The organism is Sulfurospirillum multivorans DSM 12446, assembly GCF_000568815.1.
In the GTDB taxonomy this organism is placed as follows: Bacteria; Campylobacterota; Campylobacteria; order Campylobacterales; family Sulfurospirillaceae; genus Sulfurospirillum; species Sulfurospirillum multivorans.
This window is the reverse complement of record NZ_CP007201.1, coordinates 608,474-628,594: the sequence shown is the minus strand read 5'-3', so window position 1 is coordinate 628,594 and position 20,121 is coordinate 608,474. Positions and strand designations below refer to the sequence as shown.

Sequence of the window (20,121 nt, the reverse complement as noted above, 5' to 3'; positions counted from 1 at the left end):
TCCTTATTACTTTTTACCACGGTTTTTGGGTTTTGCCCCAAAAACCTACGCTCGCCGCTGTGGCACTGAAGCTTGTCTCTTTCGAAACAGAATATTCTTTACATGTAAAACGTATAATGCTTAGTTTACTCTGTAATTAGGCGCTTCGTGGGTAATGATAACATCATGCACGTGGCTCTCTTTAAGACCAGCACTCGTAATTTCAACAAATTCCGCTTTCTCTTGGTAATCAAGAATATCACGCGCACCCACATAACCCATAGATGACCTGAGACCTCCCACCATTTGGAAAATGACATCACGAATAGAGCCAGCGTGTGGCACACGTCCTTCAATGCCCTCAGGTACGAGTTTATCCGCCGCCGTTCCCTCTTGGAAGTAACGATCGCTGCTTCCTTTGGTCATCGCGCCAATGCTTCCCATACCGCGATACGTTTTGTATTGACGTCCTTGATAGGTGATAAATTCACCCGGACTCTCATCGGTTCCTGCAAGCAAGCTCCCCACCATAACGCTTTGAGCACCAGCAGCCAATGCTTTTGCAAAATCGCCAGAGTATTTAATACCACCATCAGCAATAACAGGAACGCCGTATTTACGGCCTACATCAGAGCACTCTTCAATAGCTGACATTTGAGGTACACCCACTCCTGAGACGATACGCGTCGTACAAATACTTCCTGGTCCAATTCCTACTTTAATGCCATCAACACCCGCTTCAACGAGCGCAAGCGCCGCTTCTGCCGTCGCGATATTTCCCGCAATAATGTCAACTTTAAGCTCTTTTTTGATGAGTTTAACCGTATCAATAATACCTTTTGAATGTCCATGCGCCGAATCAAGAACCAGTACATCCACACCTGCTTCTTCTAAAGCACGAGCACGATCTAATTGCCCCACACCAATAGCCGCACCGACACGAAGTCGTCCAAAACTGTCTTTGTTTGCATGCGGATACTCTTGACGTTTTTTAAGATCTTTGATCGTAATAAGCCCTGCAAGCTTGTTGTTTTCATCGACCACAGGGAGTTTTTCAACTTTATTAGTTCTAAAAATCGCCTCAGCATCATCCAAGGTCGTTCCTTTTTTGACGGTAATTAGAGGCATTTTGGTCATGAGCTCTTCAACGTTTTTACTGTAGTCGTTTTCAAAACGAAGGTCACGGTTGGTTAAGATACCAATCAGAATATCATTGTCATCAATGACAGGAACACCTGAAATGCGGTACTCTGACATAATGGTAAGCGCTTCTTTAAGCGTTGCAGTCGCTTTAATGGAGACGGGATCGATGATGATGCCACTCTCGCTTTTTTTAACACGTCTGATTTCACGTACCTGAGATTCGATGTCCATATTTTTATGAATAATACCAATGCCCCCAAGACGCGCCATCATAATCGCCGCACGGTGTTCCGTTACCGTATCCATTGCAGCCGATACAAGAGGGATATTGAGAGTGATATTTTTCGTTAGTTTTGTTTTAATATCAACCTCTTTGGGCAAAATCTCTGAATATTTAGGAACCAATAATACGTCTTCAAATGTCAATGCTCTTTTTCTAATTTTCATGGTGTGTCCTTATAACCCTAATTCTCTCTCTAAGCTCAGCGCTCCATCTAAGAGTGCCTGCTCACCGTACGCTTGAGCGATCAATTGTCCACCAACAGGTAGACCTTTACTATCCTTACCAAGAGGCACTGAAATACCCGGAAGTCCTGCAAGATTGAGTGAAATCGTGTAAATATCACTCAAATACATCTCCAACGGATCCGCTTTTGAACCAAACTCGAAGGCAGTGGTTGGCGTGACAGGCATAAAAATCAGATCAGCCTCTTTAAAAATCGCCTCATACTGCGCCTTGATAAAATGGCGCGCCTTTTGTGCTTTGATGTAATACGCATCGTAATAACCACTGCTTAAAACAAACGTCCCCAGCAAAATTCTTCGTTTAACCTCTTCGCCAAACCCAAGGCTTCGGCTTTGAATAAACATCTCTTTAAGGTTTTCATTGCTTCCACGGTTACCATAACGAACGCCATCGTAACGGCTAAGGTTCGCACTCGCTTCAGCGGTGGCAATCACATAATAGGCTGCAATGTCATATTTGTTGTTGATGAAATTACGATAAATAATGGTGTGTCCCGCTTTTTCAAGCGCACGGATGCCATCCATCATGCGTTCACGCACTTCAGGACTCGCTTCGTTCAAGTAATTTTCAATCACAGCAATCGTCATTTTACGATCCGCATTGAGCTTATCGGCTACACTTTGATGTGCCATAGTCGCACTCGTGGAGTCTTTTGGCTCGTGCCCTGCGATAATGTCATACAAAATCGCCGCATCTTCAACGTTTTGGGTAATTGGCCCAATCTGATCGAGCGAACTTGAATACGCACCCAAACCGTAACGACTCACTTTTCCATAGGTGGGTTTAAGTCCTACACAGCCACAAAAAGCGGCTGGCTGGCGAATACTTCCACCCGTGTCACTGCCAAGGGCTGCAATCGCGATGCCTCCCGCAACCGCAGCGGCACTTCCACCACTACTGCCACCTGGGACGCATTTTGGATTGTGCGGATTTAAGGTTTTTCCATAAAACGAAGATTCGGTCGAGCTTCCCATCGCAAACTCATCCATATTGGTGCGACCAAACGGGGAGAGTCCATGACGAAGCATGTTATCAATGACCGTTGCATTGTAAGGGGCAACATAGCCTTGAAGGATATTCGAACCGCTCGTCACTTCCCAACCGTTCACTTGAATATTGTCTTTTATCGCAATCGGAATGCCAGAACCGTACTCACTTATCGTTTTATATGTAAGCTGTTCAATGTACGCGCCCAGCTCTTTTTTAGCTTCAATCGCTCTTTTTAAATCTTCACGTATCTCAGCAATGGCTTCAGCAGGAAGTCCTAATGCCTCTTTCAATGTAATCAACTGTGATCCTTTAACGTTTTCGTTCTTTTATTGATCAGATAAATGCACACACCAATGACCGCAAAAATCGCGACAATGGTGATAAAAACAAAGCTAAGCTCGATAGGAGCGCTCAAATCAACCATTGAGTGCCTCATGACATCTGTGGCACAGCTCTTCTTCGCTTTTTGATTTGTATTTCCAACAACGTGGGCATTTGCATTTGGTCGCTTTGAGGATTTTAAACTTATCACCGGCTACTTCAAACACGCCCATTTCGCCCTCTTCGTTGTGTTCGATCACTTTGCTCACCGTAAACCAATCTTCTGCGTCCACTTTTTCGAGTGCCACAATTTTCGCTGATGTGGTTTGAAGCACTAACTCTAGAGTTGATTTGATGATTTTCTCTTTTTTAAGCGCATCAACGATTTCAAAGAATTTCTCACGCGCTTCGACCATATACGCTTCATCAAACGCCGTTGTCATCGTAGGAAGTGACTCATAGACAAGGTCAAAAACACTCTCACCTTTGCTTTTTAGGATAGCAGGTGCATACTCCATAATCTCATCAATCGTATAGGTCAACGTTGGTGCCATCAACACCATCAATTTTTCAGCAATGAGCGCCATCGCACTTTGCGCGGAGAGACGAATCGTGTCATGCTTAGCGTTACAGTAAAGCCTATCTTTAGAAATATCCAGATAAATTCCGCTGAGTTCCACGGCAATAAAATGGTTGAGAAGTGCAAACCCTTTGGAGAATTCGTACTCTCTAAAGTAACCCTGCGCTTCATCAAAAACCGCTTTGGCATGCACTAAAATCCACTGATCAAGCACACCCATCTGATCGTACGGCAAAATGGTCTCTAAATCATTGATATTTGCCAGTAAAAATCGGAATGTATTGCGGATTTTTCGGTACTGCTCACTGATCTGTTTTAAAATATTGTCGCTGATTTTAAGGTCGGTCGTGTATTCGCTCGTGCCAACCCAAAGACGTAAAATCTCGACACCATGGCTTTTCGCAATATCGGTCGGGGCAACAACATTGCCCTTGGATTTGCTCATCTTCTCGCCCTTCTCATCGACCGTAAATCCGTGTGTTAAGATTTTACCGTACGGTGCTATGCCGTTATTGGCGGTACTGACTAAAAGTGAGCTTTGGAACCAACCACGATGTTGATCGCTTCCTTCCAAATACATCGACGCTGGGTAATCACCTGCGTCATACTCAGGTGACTGAAGAACCGCTTTCCACGTACTTCCACTGTCAAACCAAACATCGAGAATATCCATCACTTTTTCAAGGTTTTCAGGGTTGTAACCGCTGTTTGCAACCAAAAGGTCTTTAATCTCTAAATCCCACCATGCATCTGCACCTTTTTCTTCAAAAATGTCTGCAATATGTGTCACCACTTTTGTATCAAAGATCGGTTTACCCGTAGTTTTATCTCTAAAAAATGCGATTGGTACACCCCAGTCACGTTGCCTTGAGATACACCAATCAGGGCGATTCTCGATCATCGAACCTAAACGGTTAATGCCTGATTTGGGATAAAAACGAACTTTTCCAAGCTCATCCATCGCCATTTTACGAAGACTCGCGCGTCCACCAATAGCTTCATCCATTGCCACAAACCACTGTTTGGTGGCACGGTAAATGACCGGTTGATGCGTTCTCCAGCAAAATGGATAGGAGTGGGTAAACTTTGAACATTTCAAAAGGCGTGTGCCCAAAAGCTCTAAAATACGCTCGTTACATTTAAAAATATGCTCGCCGACAAAACTTTCCGCATCTGGAAGCAGTCCTAAACGAACGACAGTCTCGTCGTAACAACCACGCTCATCGACTGGCATAATGACTTCAAGACCGTAACGAAGCCCTACTTTGTAGTCATCATCACCATGTCCTGGAGCGGTGTGAACACAACCACTACCGCCATCCATCGTAACATGCTCACCCAAAACAAATTGGGATTTTCGACCATTAAGTGGGTTGAGTGCAAAGCTGTTTTCAAGCACACTGGCTTTAAAGGTTTTAACGATTTCACCTTTCACCACACCTTGCTCCAAAAGCTTTACATGTAAAGGCTCAGCCACGATATAACCATCACTCGTGAGCACATAATTTTCTTCGGGACTAAACGCAATACCCACATTTGCAGGCAGCGTCCAAGGTGTTGTTGTCCAGATAATGACCGAGGCATCAACGCTGATATCAAGTTTTGCTTTCGCCTCAGGCGTGAGTGCAAAGGCAACAAAGATGGAGTAGTCTTCTTTGTCTTCATACTCCACTTCGGCTTCGGCTAACGCACTACGCGCCGCCCATGACCAGTAAACGGGTTTACTTCGTTCAACCAAAAGTCCTTTATCGGCGACACCGCACAACGCACGGTAAATGTCGGCTTCAAATTTAAATTTCATCGTCATATACGGATTGTCCCAATCGCCAATGACACCTAATGATTTAAACTCTTCACGTTGAATATCAATAAATTTGCGTGCATGTTCACGACACAATTCGCGAATTTTGCTTTTAGGCAATGCGTCTTTTTTCTCTTTTCCAAGGTTCTTTTCGACCTGTTGTTCAATCGGCAAACCATGGCAATCCCAGCCTGGAACGTAACGGACTTTTTCACCGAAAAAATAGTGGGTTTTAACGATCACATCTTTAAGGATTTTGTTGAGTGCATGTCCGATGTGAATGTGCCCGTTGGCATACGGAGGGCCATCATGAAGTATAAATGTCGTTGGGGCATTTTCTCTGTTGTGAATCATTTTTGCATAAGCGCTTCCCTCTTTGGAAAACCACTTGGCATAGCGTGCAGGCTCGTTTTGAGGGAGGTTGCCACGCATTGGAAAATCGGTCTGAGGAAGAAGCAAGGTCTCTTTATAGTCCATCTATTTATCTCTCCTTGGAAGCTACAACTCTTTACATGTAAGCGTCTCTTAAAATGAGGCAAGTTTATCTAAAAACGATTTAAGAAGCACTTACGCACCGCAAGATGCTATAATGCAAAGTAAAAAAGGTACTCCTATGAAAAGCTCTTTGATCGTTGTGGGAAAAGCATTGCGATACAATCTGCCATTTTTAAATTACATTCATGCAACCATTACCAAACATCTTGATCTTCCCGATCAAACCGTCTACATCGATAAAAACGATAAGGATCTTTTTTTCGTTCTTGAAGAGTCCATCGCACATGCCGATGAAATCGTTATTGTCACCTCCAATGACAGTTTCAATCTGGTTAATAAAGTCATTGCGACACTGGGAGAAGAGTCTTTGGAACTCAAAGGGGGCATGCTCATTCCTTCCAAAGCGGTTCGTTTTGAAGACAATAGCTACCTTTTAGACCGATCGGGTAAGCACATCAACGTCATCAAAGCACGTGAAAACAAACAATTACCTCCACTTCTCATTCAAAACAGCAACGCATCTGCACTTTTTTCGATCATTAATATTGATGAAGATTCCCTTAAAATCCTCGTCGAACCGCTGGCTCAAAATTATGAAATTCGCATCACTCCGACGACCATTGTCGATGGTTGGATCAGCGTTGAAGCGATCTCAAACAAATACGGCAACTTGGAGAGTTTCTTTAAAGCCGTCAAAGCACTTTTACCTCAAAAAGTCATCAATCACCCCGATGTCATCATGCATATCGCACAATGTTTGGAAAGTGAAGGACAGACACTCAGCATTGCTGAGAGTTGCACGGGAGGCTTGATTGCCTCAATGCTCACCAAACGTTCAGGTGTATCGGCTGTTTTCAAAGGTGGACTGGTGACCTACTCCAATGAAATTAAAGAGTCGTGGCTGGGTGTGAGTCCTGAGACGATCGATCAGTTTGGCGCCGTGAGTGAGCTGTGCGTGCGTGAAATGCTTGAAGGTGTGCTCAATGCGAGTCTCTCTGACTACGCGATCGCCACCAGTGGTGTAGCAGGCCCTACGGGAGGAAGCATCGAAAAACCCGTCGGAACCGTTTACGTAGGCGCACGCAATAAAATGGGTGATGTTCTCATCGAAAGGCTTCTTTTAGAGGGTGACCGTGAGTACATACAAACCCAAAGTGCCTACCATGCTTTAAAGTTGCTTTTACATGTAGGCGAAAGCATTTTTTTAAAAAGTGAAAAAATGTCTTGACAAATGAGATTTTTTTCTCTATAATTTCAGCCTCATTACGAGAAGAACGGTGAACGACTCGTTAGCTCAGTCGGTAGAGCATCTCCCTTTTAAGGAGGTGGTCGATGGTTCGAATCCATCACGGGTCACCACTTTTATCTGTGCGACCCCATCGTCTAGTGGTCCAGGATCCCGCCCTTTCACGGCGGTTACAGGGGTTCAAATCCCCTTGGGGTCGCCATATATGTTTCTTCTTTAGTGTCCCAGATGGTCGCTTAGCTCAGTTGGTAGAGCGCCACCCTTACAAGGTGGATGTCATAAGTTCGAGTCTTATAGCGACCACCATTTACGCGCGGCGGTAGTTCAGTTGGTTAGAATATCGGCCTGTCACGCCGGGGGTCGCGGGTTCGAGCCCCGTCCGCCGCGCCACGATTTTGTTTTCCCTCAGCATTTTCTCATTTGTTATGAAACTGCCTGAGCATGACTCGTTAGCTCAGTCGGTAGAGCATCTCCCTTTTAAGGAGGTGGTCGATGGTTCGAATCCATCACGGGTCACCATTGTCCTAAACAAACACACTTGTGCGACCCCATCGTCTAGTGGTTAGGACACCGCCCTCTCAAGGCGGGAACGGGGGTTCAAGTCCCCCTGGGGTCGCCATTTTCCCTAGATTAAACTCTATTACCTCTTTGGTTTATTCCTTCATTTTCATACACATCAATTTCATGTTTATACTCAGGATTGGCTTTTTTAAGCTCTTCATCCATAAAAGCGATTAATTTTGCATCTGCATTGTGATGGCTGGCTACCAATAAAACAAAATTGAGATAGATTTTCGCAACTTTAGGAGCCATGCCTTTTTCTTTGAGCGGAAAAGGACACTCTTTGGCTGCTTTTAAAATAGCACTGGTGAGCTCATTGCGCGTTGTGCTACGTTTTGCTGCAATATCAATGAGCGCTTCAATAGCAATTTTTCGCTCTTTCTCTTCTTGTTCGGGCGTATGAGAGACTTCAATAATCACTGTTTTTTGCATATTGGAGACAAGAATAAAAAGAGAGATTAAGACGATAGCAATAACAACCACAACCGTGATAATGAGATAATTCTCTTGCATGAAGGAGCGCCTCTTAAATTTTTGCCTATTATAGCACAACTTAGAAAGAGGGGAAAAGTTCCCCTCTTTTCATTTACGCTGTTTTTGTGATATCGCGTTTAGGATAGGCAAAGGCTATGACAAGGCTTACAATGGCAACGGTGTAGTAGACAAACGTTGGAATAGGGATCGGGTCACCTGCGGCGTACGAGTGCATGCCTGAGAGGTAAAAGTTCACACCAAAATAGGTCATAATGATCGAAGAGAAGGCAACGGTTGAGGCAACCGCAAAAACAAAAGGAGTGCTGAGTTTAGGAACAAATCTAAAATGCACAATCGCGGCATAAATCAAAATTGAGACCAATGCCCATGTCTCTTTTGGATCCCAACCCCAATACCTTCCCCAAGACTCATTCGCCCAAACGCCACCTAAAAAGTTACCCACGGCAAGAAGACTTAGGCCTAAGATCATCGCCATTTCGTTGATACGCGTTGCTTCAATGATATTTCGATCAATCTCTTGGTTACGTTTAGAGGTTTTTTTGTCACGCAAAATGAAAAGAATCAATGTAAATAAGCCTAAAATGGCACACAATCCAAAGAAACCATAACTCGCCGTAATCACCGAAACGTGGATATTAAGCCAGTAGGATTTTAAAACCGGAACAAGATTCGTAATCTGGGGGTCCATCCAACTTAGATGTGCCACAAAGAGCGTCACACCCGTTAAGATAGAGGTCAGGGCAAGCGAGACAACCGATTGACGCGAGAAGAAAATACCTGCCAAGGCTAACGCCCACGCAATGTAGATCATCGACTCATAGCCATCACTCCATGGCGCATGGGTTGAGATATACCACCTAAGCCCTAAGCCTCCTGTATGCGCTAAAAATGCCATAAAATTGATTGCAAAAACAATTTTTGTCACTGTCACAATGCGTAAAGCTGGGTTAATCATTTTAGCAAAAATAAAACAGAGCAATACTAAACCGCTCAAGAGATAAACAGGGGTCAAACGATCAAAAATCTTCGCATGGTTAAAGAAAATCTCCGCTTTAATGCGACTCTCACTGGGGATAATTTCAGAACCATACTGCTCTTGATACGACTGAAGCTTTTCAAGTGCTTTATTGGCACTTTCCCAACTGCTTTTTTCCAGTCCTTCACTGATCGCTTCAAAATAGCCACCAAGGAGCGCTCTTACTTCATCGCCCTCTTGTTTGGAGAAATTCATCACCGCTTCTTGAGGTGCGAACCAACGTTTGGAGAGGTCATTTTGCTTTGGAATCATTTTGAAAACTTCACCCGTATAGACCATATAGCAGATGTTAACGCGTTCGTCTACTTTGAGAATGTCTTTATCGAACTGATTGCGAAGAGCTGGTTTTTTACGATTCGCCTCTTCTGAGTATTTCGTCAGTTTAAAGGCATGATCGCCCTCTTTTTCAAAAAAGTCATTAAATGAGGCGTATTTTTGATTTTCCGCAATGCCGATGATTTTTTTAAGTTCAGGATGAAACACCTTAATAATCGGCAAACTTTGCCACTCCGCAGGTGAACTCATCATACTGAGAGCCACTTGATTGGCACTCATGCCCTCAAATGTAGAGCCACCATAAATTTTATTCAAAAGCTCCGTGGAAATTGTATCGATAGGTTTGATTCTTCCATCGGCACTTTGAGCCAACAGCCTTCCAAATTGATCGGCATGTTTGACATCGTACTGTTTTAAAAAAGCGATGTAATCTTCATTCGTGTACGTCGTAGCAGCCTGTAAACCGCTGCTGTGCATCAAAGAAAGCCCTATAAAAAGTGCTAAAAAGAGAGATTTCATCTTTGTCATATCTCTTTGCACCATGCTTGCTAGTTTACGGAAACGACTCTTGGGATTGAGAAGATTGAGAAAAAGACCAAGAGATAACAGAAAATAACCAAAATACGTTGGAATTTTTCCAGGATCGTTATTGACAGACAAAATGGTTCCTTTTTCATCGGTATCGTACGAGCTTTGGAAGAAACGAAAGCCCCGGTAGTCGAGTACGTGGTTCATATAAATACGAAATGGCATATGCACACCTTTTTCTGTGTCCACCACTTCAACTTCACTGGCATAGGACATCGGTGACATAGAGCCAGGGTAACGATCGAGTTGAAATTCATTGAGTTTGATGTCAAAGGGAAGTTCAAAAATTTGTGAACCCCATTCAAAGATAAAAGGAATACCTGCAATCATCTCTTTGGTTGGTGCACCCTGACTTCCTTTGCCATGACCAAACATAGCGACCTCTTTGGTTTCCCCTTTAAAGCTGACATCGACAATGACCGCAGATGTCGCATTGCCTTTTGCCATAGGCGTTTTATCTTCAATGACTTTTTCTTTACCTTTTAAGCCGATGTAGCGTGGAGCAAAATTGACATTGCCAATGGTATAAAGCTGTCCTGTGATGAAGTCCTCTTTGGTATTGGCTTCGTATTCGCCCCGTTTGTTCTCAACCATTTTAAACCATGCGATTTTCGATTTTGAGGAGAAGTAAAATTTGCCCTCTTCAAGGGTAAACGCGATGATCTCTTTAGCACTTTGCACAGGTTTGGCATTGAAACTAAAAATATATTCACTGGTTTCGTATGTTTCGCCCTCTTTGAGCACAACGCTCAAGCTTTCACCATATCCACTGAGCATCATTGAAATCATTGGCACGCCAAAAGCATCATCCACAACTTTTGCCGTTGCATTAGGCAGATACTCTTTAAATTTCACCGCCGCTTGATCGCCACCCACATCAAATGCAAACGAAAATCGATTGCCGCCAACATGTGAAATCAGTTGAGGCTTGGCATAGCTGTAGGTTTTTCCCTCTTTAAGAGCACTGGCTTGAATAAACGCATCGCTAGAGACGACCTTATTTTCCAGCATTCCATTTCTTACATGTAAAGATCCTTCAAAGCCAAAATAGCGCGTAACGCCAGAGCCTATAAGGATAAAAATAAAACTGATATGGAAAAGAAAGGAAGGAAGTTTATCGAGGGTATAAATTTTATATCGGATCATATTGTAGATGAGAATGACACATAAGGCGACTTGAAGTAGCTCAAACCACCAAGAGGTATAAATCAGTGCCCAACTGGTTTCGACACCAAAATCATTTTCAATAAACGTAGCAACACCACTAAAAAGTCCAAAAAACAGTAAAAGAATGATCGCTGACTTCATCGAAAAAACCTGCTTCAATACAAAATCCATAAAACTCCCTCGGCTGGAAAATAAGACTTCTTTCATCGTGTTTTTAACGTGCATGGCGACGAAACGCGATGAAAGAAGTCTGGTGATTATGGTACCTTTTTAGAGTAAATAATTTATAAATCATAAGACTTTCCTTACATAACAATATTAAATATATGTGTCCGTGCAAAAAGTCTTATTTTGGAGAAAACCTCTAAGATTTAGAGGCTTACATGTAAAGCAGTTTTGGCTTATCCGCCGAGGTATTTTTTGCGAATCGTATCATCGCCGATCATCTCTTTCGCAATGCCATTCATCACAATTTTGCCATTTTCAAGCACATACGCATAGTCTGAGATTTTAAGTGCCGCAAAAGCATTTTGCTCGACCAAAAGAATCGTAATGCCCTCATCGCGTAATCGCATAATAATCTCAAACACTTCCCCAACGATCTTTGGCGCAAGCCCAAGACTCGGCTCATCCAACATTAAAAGCTTAGGCTCACCCATAAGCGCCCTTGAGATCGCAAGCATCTGTTGCTCACCACCACTCATCGTTCCTGCAAGCTGATAGCGCTTGTCTTTGATGCGAGGGAAAAGCTCATACATCGTATCGCGCAGGTGTTCGTAGTTTTCATCGTTGTTAAACGCACCCATACGAAGGTTTTCTTCAACCGTTAAGTTGATGAAAATTTTACGCCCCTCAGGTACCAAAGAAAGACCATGTTGTACCAGCGTGTGCGTTTTATGATTACGCGTGTCGTAGCCTAGAAAATTAATATCGCCCGTTTTTTTCACGCTGTTTAAAAGGGCTTTCAGCGTTGAGCTTTTACCCGCACCATTGGAGCCAATCAACGAGACAATCTGCCCTTCTTTCACCTCAAAATCAATCCCTTTAACAGCCTCGATCAGTCCATAATAGACATGTAAATTTTTAACACTAATCATTATGAAAATCTCCTAAATACGCTGCTATCACTTCAGGGTCTTGAATCGCGTCAGCGGGTTTACCCTCAAAAATTGTTTTACCATAATCAAGCACTAAAACTTTGTCGCACAGTTGGTTGACAAATTTCATGTCGTGTTCGATTAAAAGAACCGTCAAATCAAAATCAACACGTGCTTTTTTGATGATGTCACCAAGCTCTTCCGTTTCAGAAGGATTCATGCCCGCTGCTGGTTCATCAAGAAGCAAAAGGTCTGGATTGGTCGCAAGTGCTCGCGCGATTTCTACTTTGCGTTGTTGTCCGTAGCTGAGATCAACCGCTTTTTCATGCGCCAATGCGCTCATGTCAAAATAGTCCAAAATTTCCATTGCACGCGCTTTAATACGTCTCTCTTCTGTGATAAAACGAGGAAAACGGATGATGGATTCAAAAAATCCATAGCGTGCTTGGAAATCAAACCCGATTAAAATATTGTCTAAAACACTCATGCTTGAAAAAAGCCTGATATTTTGAAAGGTTCGTGCGATGCCCTTGCGAACAATATGGTGAGGCTTAAGCCCACTAATCGCTTCGTTTCTAAAAATCACTTCACCCGATGTTGGGACATAATTGCCCGTAATGATGTTAAACATCGTGGTTTTACCCGCACCATTAGGACCAATCAGTCCAAAAATTTCTTTAGGTGCTACACTAAAACTGGTCTCTTTGATGGCTGTAACGCCACCAAAATTTTTCGTGACATTGTCAATTTTCAAGATCATTTGCCACCCTTTCTACGCCATTTCAAGAGGTCTGTCAACTCACGTTTTCCCATAACACCCTCGCGCGCAAAAAGCATAATCAAAATAAGTCCAAGAGAGAAGACAACCATGCGCATACCAGGCATTGCCGTTGTTTCGTACCCTAAGAGGTTCATCGGCTCATCCAAGAAACGCATCCACTCACTGCCTCCCATGACAAGCACCGTACCAATAATCGCACCCGTTGTACTGCCAAGACCACCCAAAACGATGATAATGAGCAATTGGAACGTAAAGAAAAAGTCGAAAAGATCGGGAGAAATGCTCGTCAGAAGTGCTGCTAAAAGTCCACCACCCACGCCTTCAAAAAAGGCACTCGTACAAAAAGCAAGTGTTTTGGCTTTAAAGGTATTCACACCCATCGCAATCGCAGCATCTTCGTCATCTCTAACCGCTTTCATCGCACGACCAAATTTGGAGTTGATGATGTTTAGCACGACAATGACCGCAATCATCGCGATGCCACCCGTCCAGTAGAGGTTGGAGAACTCAGGAATGTCATTGATGCCTAAAGAACCATTGGTCACTTCAGGAACGTTAATCGCTAGAATTTTGATAATAAATCCAAAGCCAAGGGTTACGATAGCAAGGTAATCGCCGCGTACTCGAAACACAGGAAACGAGAGGCACGCTGCTAAGCTTGCGGCAAAAGCACCTCCTAAAAGAAGCGCTACCACAAAATTTGCATGCAAGGTTAAAACAAACGGATAGGGATCGACGATCGCGTATTGGTACTGTTTTGCTTCAGGACTCGTCAACAAAAGCGCTGCGACATAAGCACCGATGGCAACAAAACCATTGGGCTCCAAGGAAAACTGACCGGTCACACCATTGATCAGATTGTAACTTACCGCCAAGATAATAAAAATAGCGATGTTATTTAAAATTCGAATCGTGTATTCATCAAAATGAGAATTTGAAAACCAGATAAACCACACGGCAATGGCAACAAATGAAATTTTGAGCCACTGTTCTTTTTTTAGCATAAGTGTATTCATCTTAAAACCTACTTTTTTCAAAATCAATGCCCAAAATACCTGTGGGCTTAAAGAGAAGGATTAAGATCAGGAAAATAAACGCAAAGGCGTCTTTATAACCACCCAGTTCGGGGAAGAAAGCAATCACAACGACTTCCGTAAAACCGATAATTAAACCTCCAAGTACGGCACCTCCAACACTACCAATACCTCCAACAACCGCAGCGGCGAACGCTTTGAGTCCTACAAGCACACCCATCATCGGCTCAACGGAAGGGTAATTCACCGCCCAAAAGATACCGCCGACGGCGGCAAGCGCTGATCCTATACCAAAAACAAGGGTGATGATACGATTGGCATCAATGCCCATCAGATTGACCGTTCCAACATCAAAAGCAAGGGCACGAATTGCCATTCCATATTTTGTTTTAAACAAAACCCATAAAATAACTGCCAGTAAAAATGCGGTGATAATTGGCACGATAATCGCTGAAACAGGCATCATTAAGCCCATAAAGTTAACCACTTCTTCCAAATAAGCAGGCACAGGGAACGCTCTAGGAACGCCACCAAAAAAGACGTTAAACGCATTTTCAAGAAAGAAGCTGACACCAATAGCGGTAATTAAAAGTGAAATTTTAGGAGCACTTCGCAAGGGTCGATACGCAATACGATCGCTCGCCATACCCAAAAGCGCTGAACCAACAATAGCCAAAATAACAGCTGCTCCAAAAGGAAGCCCTAGTACAGCAATACCAAAATAACCTAAAAATCCACCCACCATCATAATATCGCCATGCGCGAAGTTAATGAGTCTTAATACTCCATATACCATCGTATAACCAATGGCAATCAGCGCATACATACTACCAAGGCTAAAGCCATTGATCATTTGTTGCATAAACATTGTTAAATCCAAATAGATCTCCTAAAATATTTTAGAGCAATGCCCACTTTTGCAAGTGGAAATTGCTCTAAAATCTCTCTTTACACCTTTACATGTAAAGAGAGAAAAGAATTTATGGATTGACAGTTGCTTTGTAAACTGCTTTGCCATTTTGAACGACTTTGATAACCGCTGAACGTGTAGAGTTACCGGTTTTATCCATGTTGATAACACCCGATACGCCTTCAAAGTTAGCCGTAGCTTTGATCTCTTTGTTGATACAAATGCTGTCTTCTGGATTGGCACAACGATTCATTGCATCAAGCATAACGTTATACGCATCTGCACCAAGCGCCACAAAAGAGTTAACCTCTTGTTTGCCAGTTTTTTGAGCATATGCCGCAATAAAATCTTTTGAACGTTGTGTCGGAGGTGCAGCATAGTCAAAGAAGTCTGTAAACATGTAACCCTCAACCGCGTCGCCACCTAAATCGATAAAGGTTTGATTGGCAACACCATCGCCTGAGAACATTGGTTTAACAAGCCCAATTTGTTTTGCTTGACGCGCGATCATAGAAACTTCAGGGTGATACATTGGCAAGAAGAGCATGTCAGGATTTGCAGCTTTAATTTGAGAAACAACCGCTTTAAAGTCTTTATCGCCTGAGCTTACTTTGATCTCTTTGACTACTTTACCACCAGCTTTTGTAAATGCCTCCACAAAGGCTTTTGCAAGACCAAGAGAGTAAACTTGCGCTTGATCAACGACAACAACTGCAGTTTTGAGTTTGAGGTCTTTTGTTGCATAGTTAGCAACGACAGCGCCTTGGAAAGAGTCCGTAAAACAAACACGGTTTGCAAACTCTTTTTGCTCAGTCAGTTTATCATTGGTTGCAACAGGAGAGATAACAGGGATCTGTTTTTTCTCAGCAATTGCCATGACTTGAGCGGTATTGGTGCTCGTAAGCTCACCAATGATTCCCACAACTTTGTCAGAACTGATAAGTCGTGTCGCCGCATTCGCAGATTCTACTTTATCACCTTTGGTATCGATGAGTACCAATTTAATGGTGTCTCCATTTTTAAGTTTTGGCTGCAAAGCATTTGCAAACTCAATACCTTCATACGCAGTTTGTCCGTACGCAGCAAGCGGACCACTCATAGACATCGTAACACCTACGCTGATCTCTTTTGCAAAAGAAGACGATGCTAAAAGCACAACAGAGGTAGCAAGCAGAGCTAGTTTCTTCATGAAAACTCCTTAGTATAGTTGTGAAAATATATTACAAGAAAGTTACTTAAGGTTGAATGTAAAGTTGGAGGGTTGCTGTATAAAAAATGTGCAGATAAAGGAAGTGACCTTCAAAAGAAATTAAGGTTGTTACTAAGATTAAGAAGAGCTCCTAAGAGGCTTGAAGATCACTTCTTACATTTACATGTAAAGGCGTACTTCATCACTTATGTTTATTTGACACTGACCATTATTTTCGCCGCATACATTAAAAGCCCTGCAATTAAGATGCCACCTATGATTGTCGTTAGTATCATCATTTTAAACTCCCTAGTTCATCAATATTTTTATCAATTTTCTCTCTGACTTTTTTCAAAAGAAGCAATACAAAAGTCGAAACGCCAAACCCAAGTGCAGACAAGATAATAATATAAAACTCTACTTGATGTGTCAATGCTTGATAAAAAGTTGTTACCGTTCCCGTAATTGTAGCTAAAAAGAAAATAAAAAGATTTTTATATTCTTCTCTTAAAACAGCAAGTTCTTCTTTAAGTTTATCAATAGGTGGCATGTTTATACTCCAGATCATAAGAGTTGAAACCTTATAGAAATCATTATAACAAAAACAATAAAAAAATAAGCTTTTATAAGTTAGAGTAAAGTAGTGATCAAGAAGACAAAAAATTGGTAAGAAAAGTCGGGGCTGTTAAGAAGCTTGAAGATCACTTTTCAATAAGATTCTTTCTGCTGCACTTGCGATTTGTTTTAGTGTCTCTAATACTGAAGCATCAGACATAAATGGCTTCTTGTGTAATTTGCTGTTTGAGAAAAGGATTCATTGTCTCTCTGAGACGAATGACATCGACAGGTATTTTAAAAGTTTCTTGCAATTCTTGGCGAATCGCTGAGAGCGTTAAAAGGTTTGGTTTATCAAGCTGAACAATGACATCCACGTCACTCTCACTGCTTGCTGTACCTTTTGCATAACTACCAAATAAGCCAATTTTTGTGACAGAATACTTTTGATAGAATTCATCTTTATGTGATTGTAAAAAAGATAAAATATCTTCACGACTCATATCTGCCTCCTATAAATTGATTACTTACATTATAACACATTCGGTGCTGTGCAAGAAATCTATTGGAGTATGATTCGTAATTTATAGCGAAGAACACGTTATAGGGAAGAGAGAGTAACTCCGCCTCATAACAAGACGGAGCGATTAAAAAGTGAGAATTAGAATTTGTAGTTAGCTTTAACCCAAAGGTCGTCGCCATCAACATCTTTATCTTGTTTCTCATATTGAGCACCAAGGCTAAATCCTTTAAGAGCACCTGCAAATTTATAAGAACCATACACAGCTGAAGAAGAAGCTTCGTATTTATCTGATGTAACAGTCTTTGGATTTGATGTTGCACCTAAATATCCATCAGCAAGTACGTAACGTACACCAATGTTTGCTGCTTCAGTTATATCATAATTTAAATCAATAAGGTATGATTTTGTATCTCTGTTGTAACCGTTCATTGCAATAACTGGGTCAGTATAAAGAAGATCAGCGCCATTACCTAATCCAGAAATAAGGGCATCACCTGCTACGGCATCATCACTTACTTGAGAATATGCTACAGTACCGTTGATACCTTTAAAGCTTAGACCAGCTTTAAATGCATATAAATTAATGCTATCATCAGCTGTTGTAGAATCTTCAAAACTATTATAATAGTCTTGTGCACCAAGTGTAAAGCCAACCTCGCCAACTTTACCTTCATACAATGCTTCAACATAACCAACATTAACACCACCATCAACAGCTACTACGCCAGCATCTGTTTCATAATAAGCATCTGCATAAGCATATGCGCCTGTTAAGGTTAAACCAGTGATTGATTTATTGATAACGGCAAATGTATATCCACCATTATCAAGTTCTGCATTAACTGAAGAGTTTGTTGAGAATGTTTTAGTAAATTCACCAATATTGCCATCACGGTCTGTTCTTGATTGGAATTTTTGAACATACCCAGCAATTAAAGTAGTGTTTGGAAGATCTGTATTGATTACAGCAGCGCCTTCAAACGCTTCTTTAATTATACGGTTACCAGAAGAAGCAACAAGAGGAGTATCTAAGAACATACGTCCGACCATTGCTGTTGTTTTACCGATGTTATATGCGATATAGGCCTCTGATAGTACAGCACCTGAACCATACATATCACTTACAAAACTTGCAGTATTGCCATTCTCACCTTTTGCATCATCATCAGCAAAAGGAGATGAACTACCTTGAGCCGTTAATCCAAGAGTAAAGCCATAGAATGATGCTGTTTTATAGCCAAGCATAACACCTGTTGTAAAGATATCTGAATCATCATTACCATTATCTCTTGTAAAATAATAAGCTTTAAGCTCACCATTTACTGTACCATTTTTAAAAGCGTCAGCAAGTGTGTCTGCTGCGAATGAGCTAGATGCAAGTCCAGCAACAACGATAGCCGCCAAGCTAAGTTTAGCTAATTTCATATTTTCTCCTTAAATTTTGGTTACCATTCGGTTACAATCAGAAGTATACAAAAAAAAGTAATAAAGTCAAATAAATGTGTGATGAAATAGTAAGCTTTTTAGAAATTAAAGAGGTTTAAAAAAATTTAATAATGAAATCTGCATTGTGCCACAATAATTAAATCATCCAAAAATTTATAAACCAATCGATGCTCTGCAGTAATACGCCTTGAAAAGTATTTTTCCAAGTCACCTTTTAGTCGTTCTGGTTTTCCAATACCATTGCTATCATGTGGATTTCGTTTAATATCTTCTAAAAGTAGATTGATGCGTTTTACAATTTTTTTATCATTTTCTTGCCAATAAAGATAATCTTCCCATCCTTTCGCGGCAAAGCCAATGATCATGCAATTTCTTTACATGTAAATTTCATACCTTCAATCTCTTCAACAGCATCTAAGAGCCTATCTCTATTAGTTTTTGAAGAAAGTAGGTACATTGTTTCTTTGATGGCACTGTATTCATCGTAGGACATGAGCACAACAGACTGATTATCTTTTGTTGTAATGATGAACTGATCAAAATCCGTGCATGCTTTGCTTATAATACTTCTTAGGTTATTTCTAGCCTGTGAATAAAAAATGGCTTGCATCTAAAGCTCCTTTTGACAATATATTGGCATTTTAATACAAGATAGTTTATTTGTCAAGACGATGTGAATTTATCGGGGAGGACTGAACTTTAAACGTTTACATGTAAACGTTTAATGCTATAATTTACAGATAAACATCTTTTCGGTGCGCAACTTTAGAAATAAGCATTAGATTTTCTTCATGATAAAAAATAACTCTATAATCACCAATGCGAAGTCTATATGCCCCATCAAACGGTGTTTTAAGTTTTTTAATTTTGGTAAGCACAGGACTCTTTGCGAAAGATTCTATACCCTCAAGTATCAAAGAAGCTATCTCTTTGTCTAATTTTTTGAGTTGTTTGAGAACTTTTGGGTCATAAATAATATCATAAGCCAAGTTCAGCCTTTATATCTTTGTGAGAGATGGTTTTGAGCATACCCATTTTGTACTCTTGTACTGTTTTACTAACAGCTTGTACATCAAAATAATCTTGTAAGGCTTCACGAATGACCTGAGCTTTTTTCTTTCCACTTTCGAGTGCAATAAGACCTAATTCATCAATAAGAGTCTCTTCCAAAGTAATGGTTATTTTTTTAGTCATGGTATTTTCCTTAAAATAATTACCATAGTATACCATACTTTGAGGGGCAAATTTATTAGGTTGAAGAGTTAAAAGTATAACTCCTTATTGATAAGCGATAATCTTTTTAGAGTTCTAAATTAAGAGAAGTATAAACAATATAACCCAAAACACTAAAAAAAGATACTCCCATAAGTAAGATTAAAGTA

The 20,121-nt window shown here is 41.3% G+C and carries 19 protein-coding genes and 6 tRNA genes; 7 read left to right on the top strand and 18 right to left on the bottom strand.

Going from position 1 to position 20,121, the window contains the following annotated elements:
• Nucleotides 1-120: 120 nt before the first annotated feature.
• The 4 genes from guaB to ileS are packed head-to-tail and all read right to left on the bottom strand — an operon-like array spanning nucleotide 121 to nucleotide 5,817.
• On the bottom strand, nucleotides 121-1,569 hold the full coding sequence (gene guaB, locus SMUL_RS03275) for an IMP dehydrogenase (protein WP_025343833.1): 1,449 nt from the start codon (nucleotides 1,567-1,569) through the stop codon (nucleotides 121-123).
• A 9-nt stretch (nucleotides 1,570-1,578) separates the two neighbouring features.
• Nucleotides 1,579-2,937 (bottom strand): Asp-tRNA(Asn)/Glu-tRNA(Gln) amidotransferase subunit GatA, encoded by a 1,359-nt coding sequence (gene gatA, locus SMUL_RS03270; protein ID WP_025343832.1) that lies wholly within the window; start codon nucleotides 2,935-2,937, stop codon nucleotides 1,579-1,581.
• Nucleotides 2,934-3,062, bottom strand: a complete 129-nt coding sequence (locus SMUL_RS17620) for a hypothetical protein (protein WP_280938048.1) — start codon at nucleotides 3,060-3,062, stop codon at nucleotides 2,934-2,936. The genes gatA and SMUL_RS17620 overlap by 4 nt, the downstream gene beginning before the upstream one ends.
• Complete coding sequence (gene ileS, locus SMUL_RS03265; RefSeq protein ID WP_025343831.1) at nucleotides 3,055-5,817, bottom strand: isoleucine--tRNA ligase; 2,763 nt, start codon at nucleotides 5,815-5,817, stop codon at nucleotides 3,055-3,057. The genes SMUL_RS17620 and ileS overlap by 8 nt, the downstream gene beginning before the upstream one ends.
• A gap of 136 nt (nucleotides 5,818-5,953) precedes the next feature.
• Here ileS and SMUL_RS03260 point away from each other — a divergent pair, with 136 nt between their 5' ends.
• The 7 genes from SMUL_RS03260 (at nucleotide 5,954) to SMUL_RS03230 (ending at nucleotide 7,700) form a co-directional block, all read left to right on the top strand.
• A complete protein-coding gene (locus SMUL_RS03260) occupies nucleotides 5,954-7,063 on the top strand; it encodes a CinA family protein (RefSeq protein ID WP_025343830.1) in 1,110 nt (369 codons plus the stop codon).
• A gap of 55 nt (nucleotides 7,064-7,118) precedes the next feature.
• Nucleotides 7,119-7,194 (top strand) — tRNA-Lys (locus SMUL_RS03255).
• Between the two features lie 13 nt (nucleotides 7,195-7,207).
• Nucleotides 7,208-7,283 (top strand) — tRNA-Glu (locus SMUL_RS03250).
• Nucleotides 7,284-7,311: 28 nt separating this feature from the next.
• Nucleotides 7,312-7,387: transfer RNA gene (locus tag SMUL_RS03245), tRNA-Val, on the top strand.
• 7 nt (nucleotides 7,388-7,394) lie between these two features.
• Nucleotides 7,395-7,471, top strand: a tRNA-Asp gene (locus SMUL_RS03240).
• A gap of 53 nt (nucleotides 7,472-7,524) precedes the next feature.
• A tRNA-Lys gene (locus tag SMUL_RS03235) sits at nucleotides 7,525-7,600 on the top strand.
• Nucleotides 7,601-7,625: 25 nt separating this feature from the next.
• Nucleotides 7,626-7,700, top strand: a tRNA-Glu gene (locus SMUL_RS03230).
• A gap of 11 nt (nucleotides 7,701-7,711) precedes the next feature.
• Here the strand turns inward: SMUL_RS03230 and SMUL_RS03225 are convergent.
• The 14 genes from SMUL_RS03225 to SMUL_RS03160 all read right to left on the bottom strand — a co-directional run bounded on the left by SMUL_RS03225 (nucleotide 7,712) and on the right by SMUL_RS03160 (nucleotide 19,933).
• On the bottom strand, nucleotides 7,712-8,155 hold the full coding sequence (locus SMUL_RS03225) for a hypothetical protein (protein WP_025343829.1): 444 nt from the start codon (nucleotides 8,153-8,155) through the stop codon (nucleotides 7,712-7,714).
• Between the two features lie 73 nt (nucleotides 8,156-8,228).
• The gene (ccsA, locus tag SMUL_RS03220) at nucleotides 8,229-11,375 is read right to left on the bottom strand and encodes a cytochrome c biogenesis protein CcsA (protein WP_025343828.1); all 3,147 of its coding nucleotides are present in this window, start codon (nucleotides 11,373-11,375) and stop codon (nucleotides 8,229-8,231) included.
• Nucleotides 11,376-11,605: 230 nt separating this feature from the next.
• Nucleotides 11,606-12,301 carry an ABC transporter ATP-binding protein gene (locus tag SMUL_RS03215; RefSeq protein ID WP_025343827.1) on the bottom strand — a complete coding sequence of 232 codons (696 nt, stop codon included), beginning with the start codon at nucleotides 12,299-12,301 and terminating at the stop codon, nucleotides 11,606-11,608.
• On the bottom strand, nucleotides 12,294-13,061 hold the full coding sequence (locus SMUL_RS03210; RefSeq protein WP_025343826.1) for an ABC transporter ATP-binding protein: 768 nt from the start codon (nucleotides 13,059-13,061) through the stop codon (nucleotides 12,294-12,296). The genes SMUL_RS03215 and SMUL_RS03210 overlap by 8 nt, the downstream gene beginning before the upstream one ends.
• Nucleotides 13,058-14,086, bottom strand: a complete 1,029-nt coding sequence (locus SMUL_RS03205; protein ID WP_038533777.1) for a branched-chain amino acid ABC transporter permease — start codon at nucleotides 14,084-14,086, stop codon at nucleotides 13,058-13,060. Before SMUL_RS03205 ends, SMUL_RS03210 begins: the two co-directional genes overlap by 4 nt.
• Nucleotides 14,087-14,099: 13 nt before the next feature.
• On the bottom strand, nucleotides 14,100-14,996 hold the full coding sequence (locus SMUL_RS03200) for a branched-chain amino acid ABC transporter permease (RefSeq protein WP_025343824.1): 897 nt from the start codon (nucleotides 14,994-14,996) through the stop codon (nucleotides 14,100-14,102).
• 100 nt (nucleotides 14,997-15,096) lie between these two features.
• On the bottom strand, nucleotides 15,097-16,215 hold the full coding sequence (locus SMUL_RS03195; protein ID WP_025343823.1) for an ABC transporter substrate-binding protein: 1,119 nt from the start codon (nucleotides 16,213-16,215) through the stop codon (nucleotides 15,097-15,099).
• A 295-nt stretch (nucleotides 16,216-16,510) separates the two neighbouring features.
• Nucleotides 16,511-16,765 carry a hypothetical protein gene (locus tag SMUL_RS03190; protein ID WP_145923217.1) on the bottom strand — a complete coding sequence of 85 codons (255 nt, stop codon included), beginning with the start codon at nucleotides 16,763-16,765 and terminating at the stop codon, nucleotides 16,511-16,513.
• Between the two features lie 217 nt (nucleotides 16,766-16,982).
• The gene (locus SMUL_RS03185; RefSeq protein WP_025343821.1) at nucleotides 16,983-17,273 is read right to left on the bottom strand and encodes a nucleotidyltransferase family protein; all 291 of its coding nucleotides are present in this window, start codon (nucleotides 17,271-17,273) and stop codon (nucleotides 16,983-16,985) included.
• Nucleotides 17,274-17,431: 158 nt separating this feature from the next.
• The gene (locus SMUL_RS03180) at nucleotides 17,432-18,718 is read right to left on the bottom strand and encodes an OprD family outer membrane porin (RefSeq protein WP_025343820.1); all 1,287 of its coding nucleotides are present in this window, start codon (nucleotides 18,716-18,718) and stop codon (nucleotides 17,432-17,434) included.
• 125 nt (nucleotides 18,719-18,843) lie between these two features.
• Nucleotides 18,844-19,104, bottom strand: a complete 261-nt coding sequence (locus SMUL_RS03175) for a Txe/YoeB family addiction module toxin (RefSeq protein ID WP_025343819.1) — start codon at nucleotides 19,102-19,104, stop codon at nucleotides 18,844-18,846.
• The gene (locus SMUL_RS03170) at nucleotides 19,101-19,349 is read right to left on the bottom strand and encodes a type II toxin-antitoxin system Phd/YefM family antitoxin (protein WP_025343818.1); all 249 of its coding nucleotides are present in this window, start codon (nucleotides 19,347-19,349) and stop codon (nucleotides 19,101-19,103) included. The genes SMUL_RS03175 and SMUL_RS03170 overlap by 4 nt, the downstream gene beginning before the upstream one ends.
• A gap of 124 nt (nucleotides 19,350-19,473) precedes the next feature.
• Entirely contained in the window at nucleotides 19,474-19,728 is a 255-nt protein-coding gene (locus tag SMUL_RS03165) for a type II toxin-antitoxin system RelE family toxin (protein ID WP_025343817.1), read from the bottom strand.
• Nucleotides 19,718-19,933 (bottom strand): CopG family transcriptional regulator, encoded by a 216-nt coding sequence (locus SMUL_RS03160; protein ID WP_025343816.1) that lies wholly within the window; start codon nucleotides 19,931-19,933, stop codon nucleotides 19,718-19,720. Before SMUL_RS03160 ends, SMUL_RS03165 begins: the two co-directional genes overlap by 11 nt.
• Nucleotides 19,934-20,121: the final 188 nt, after the last annotated feature.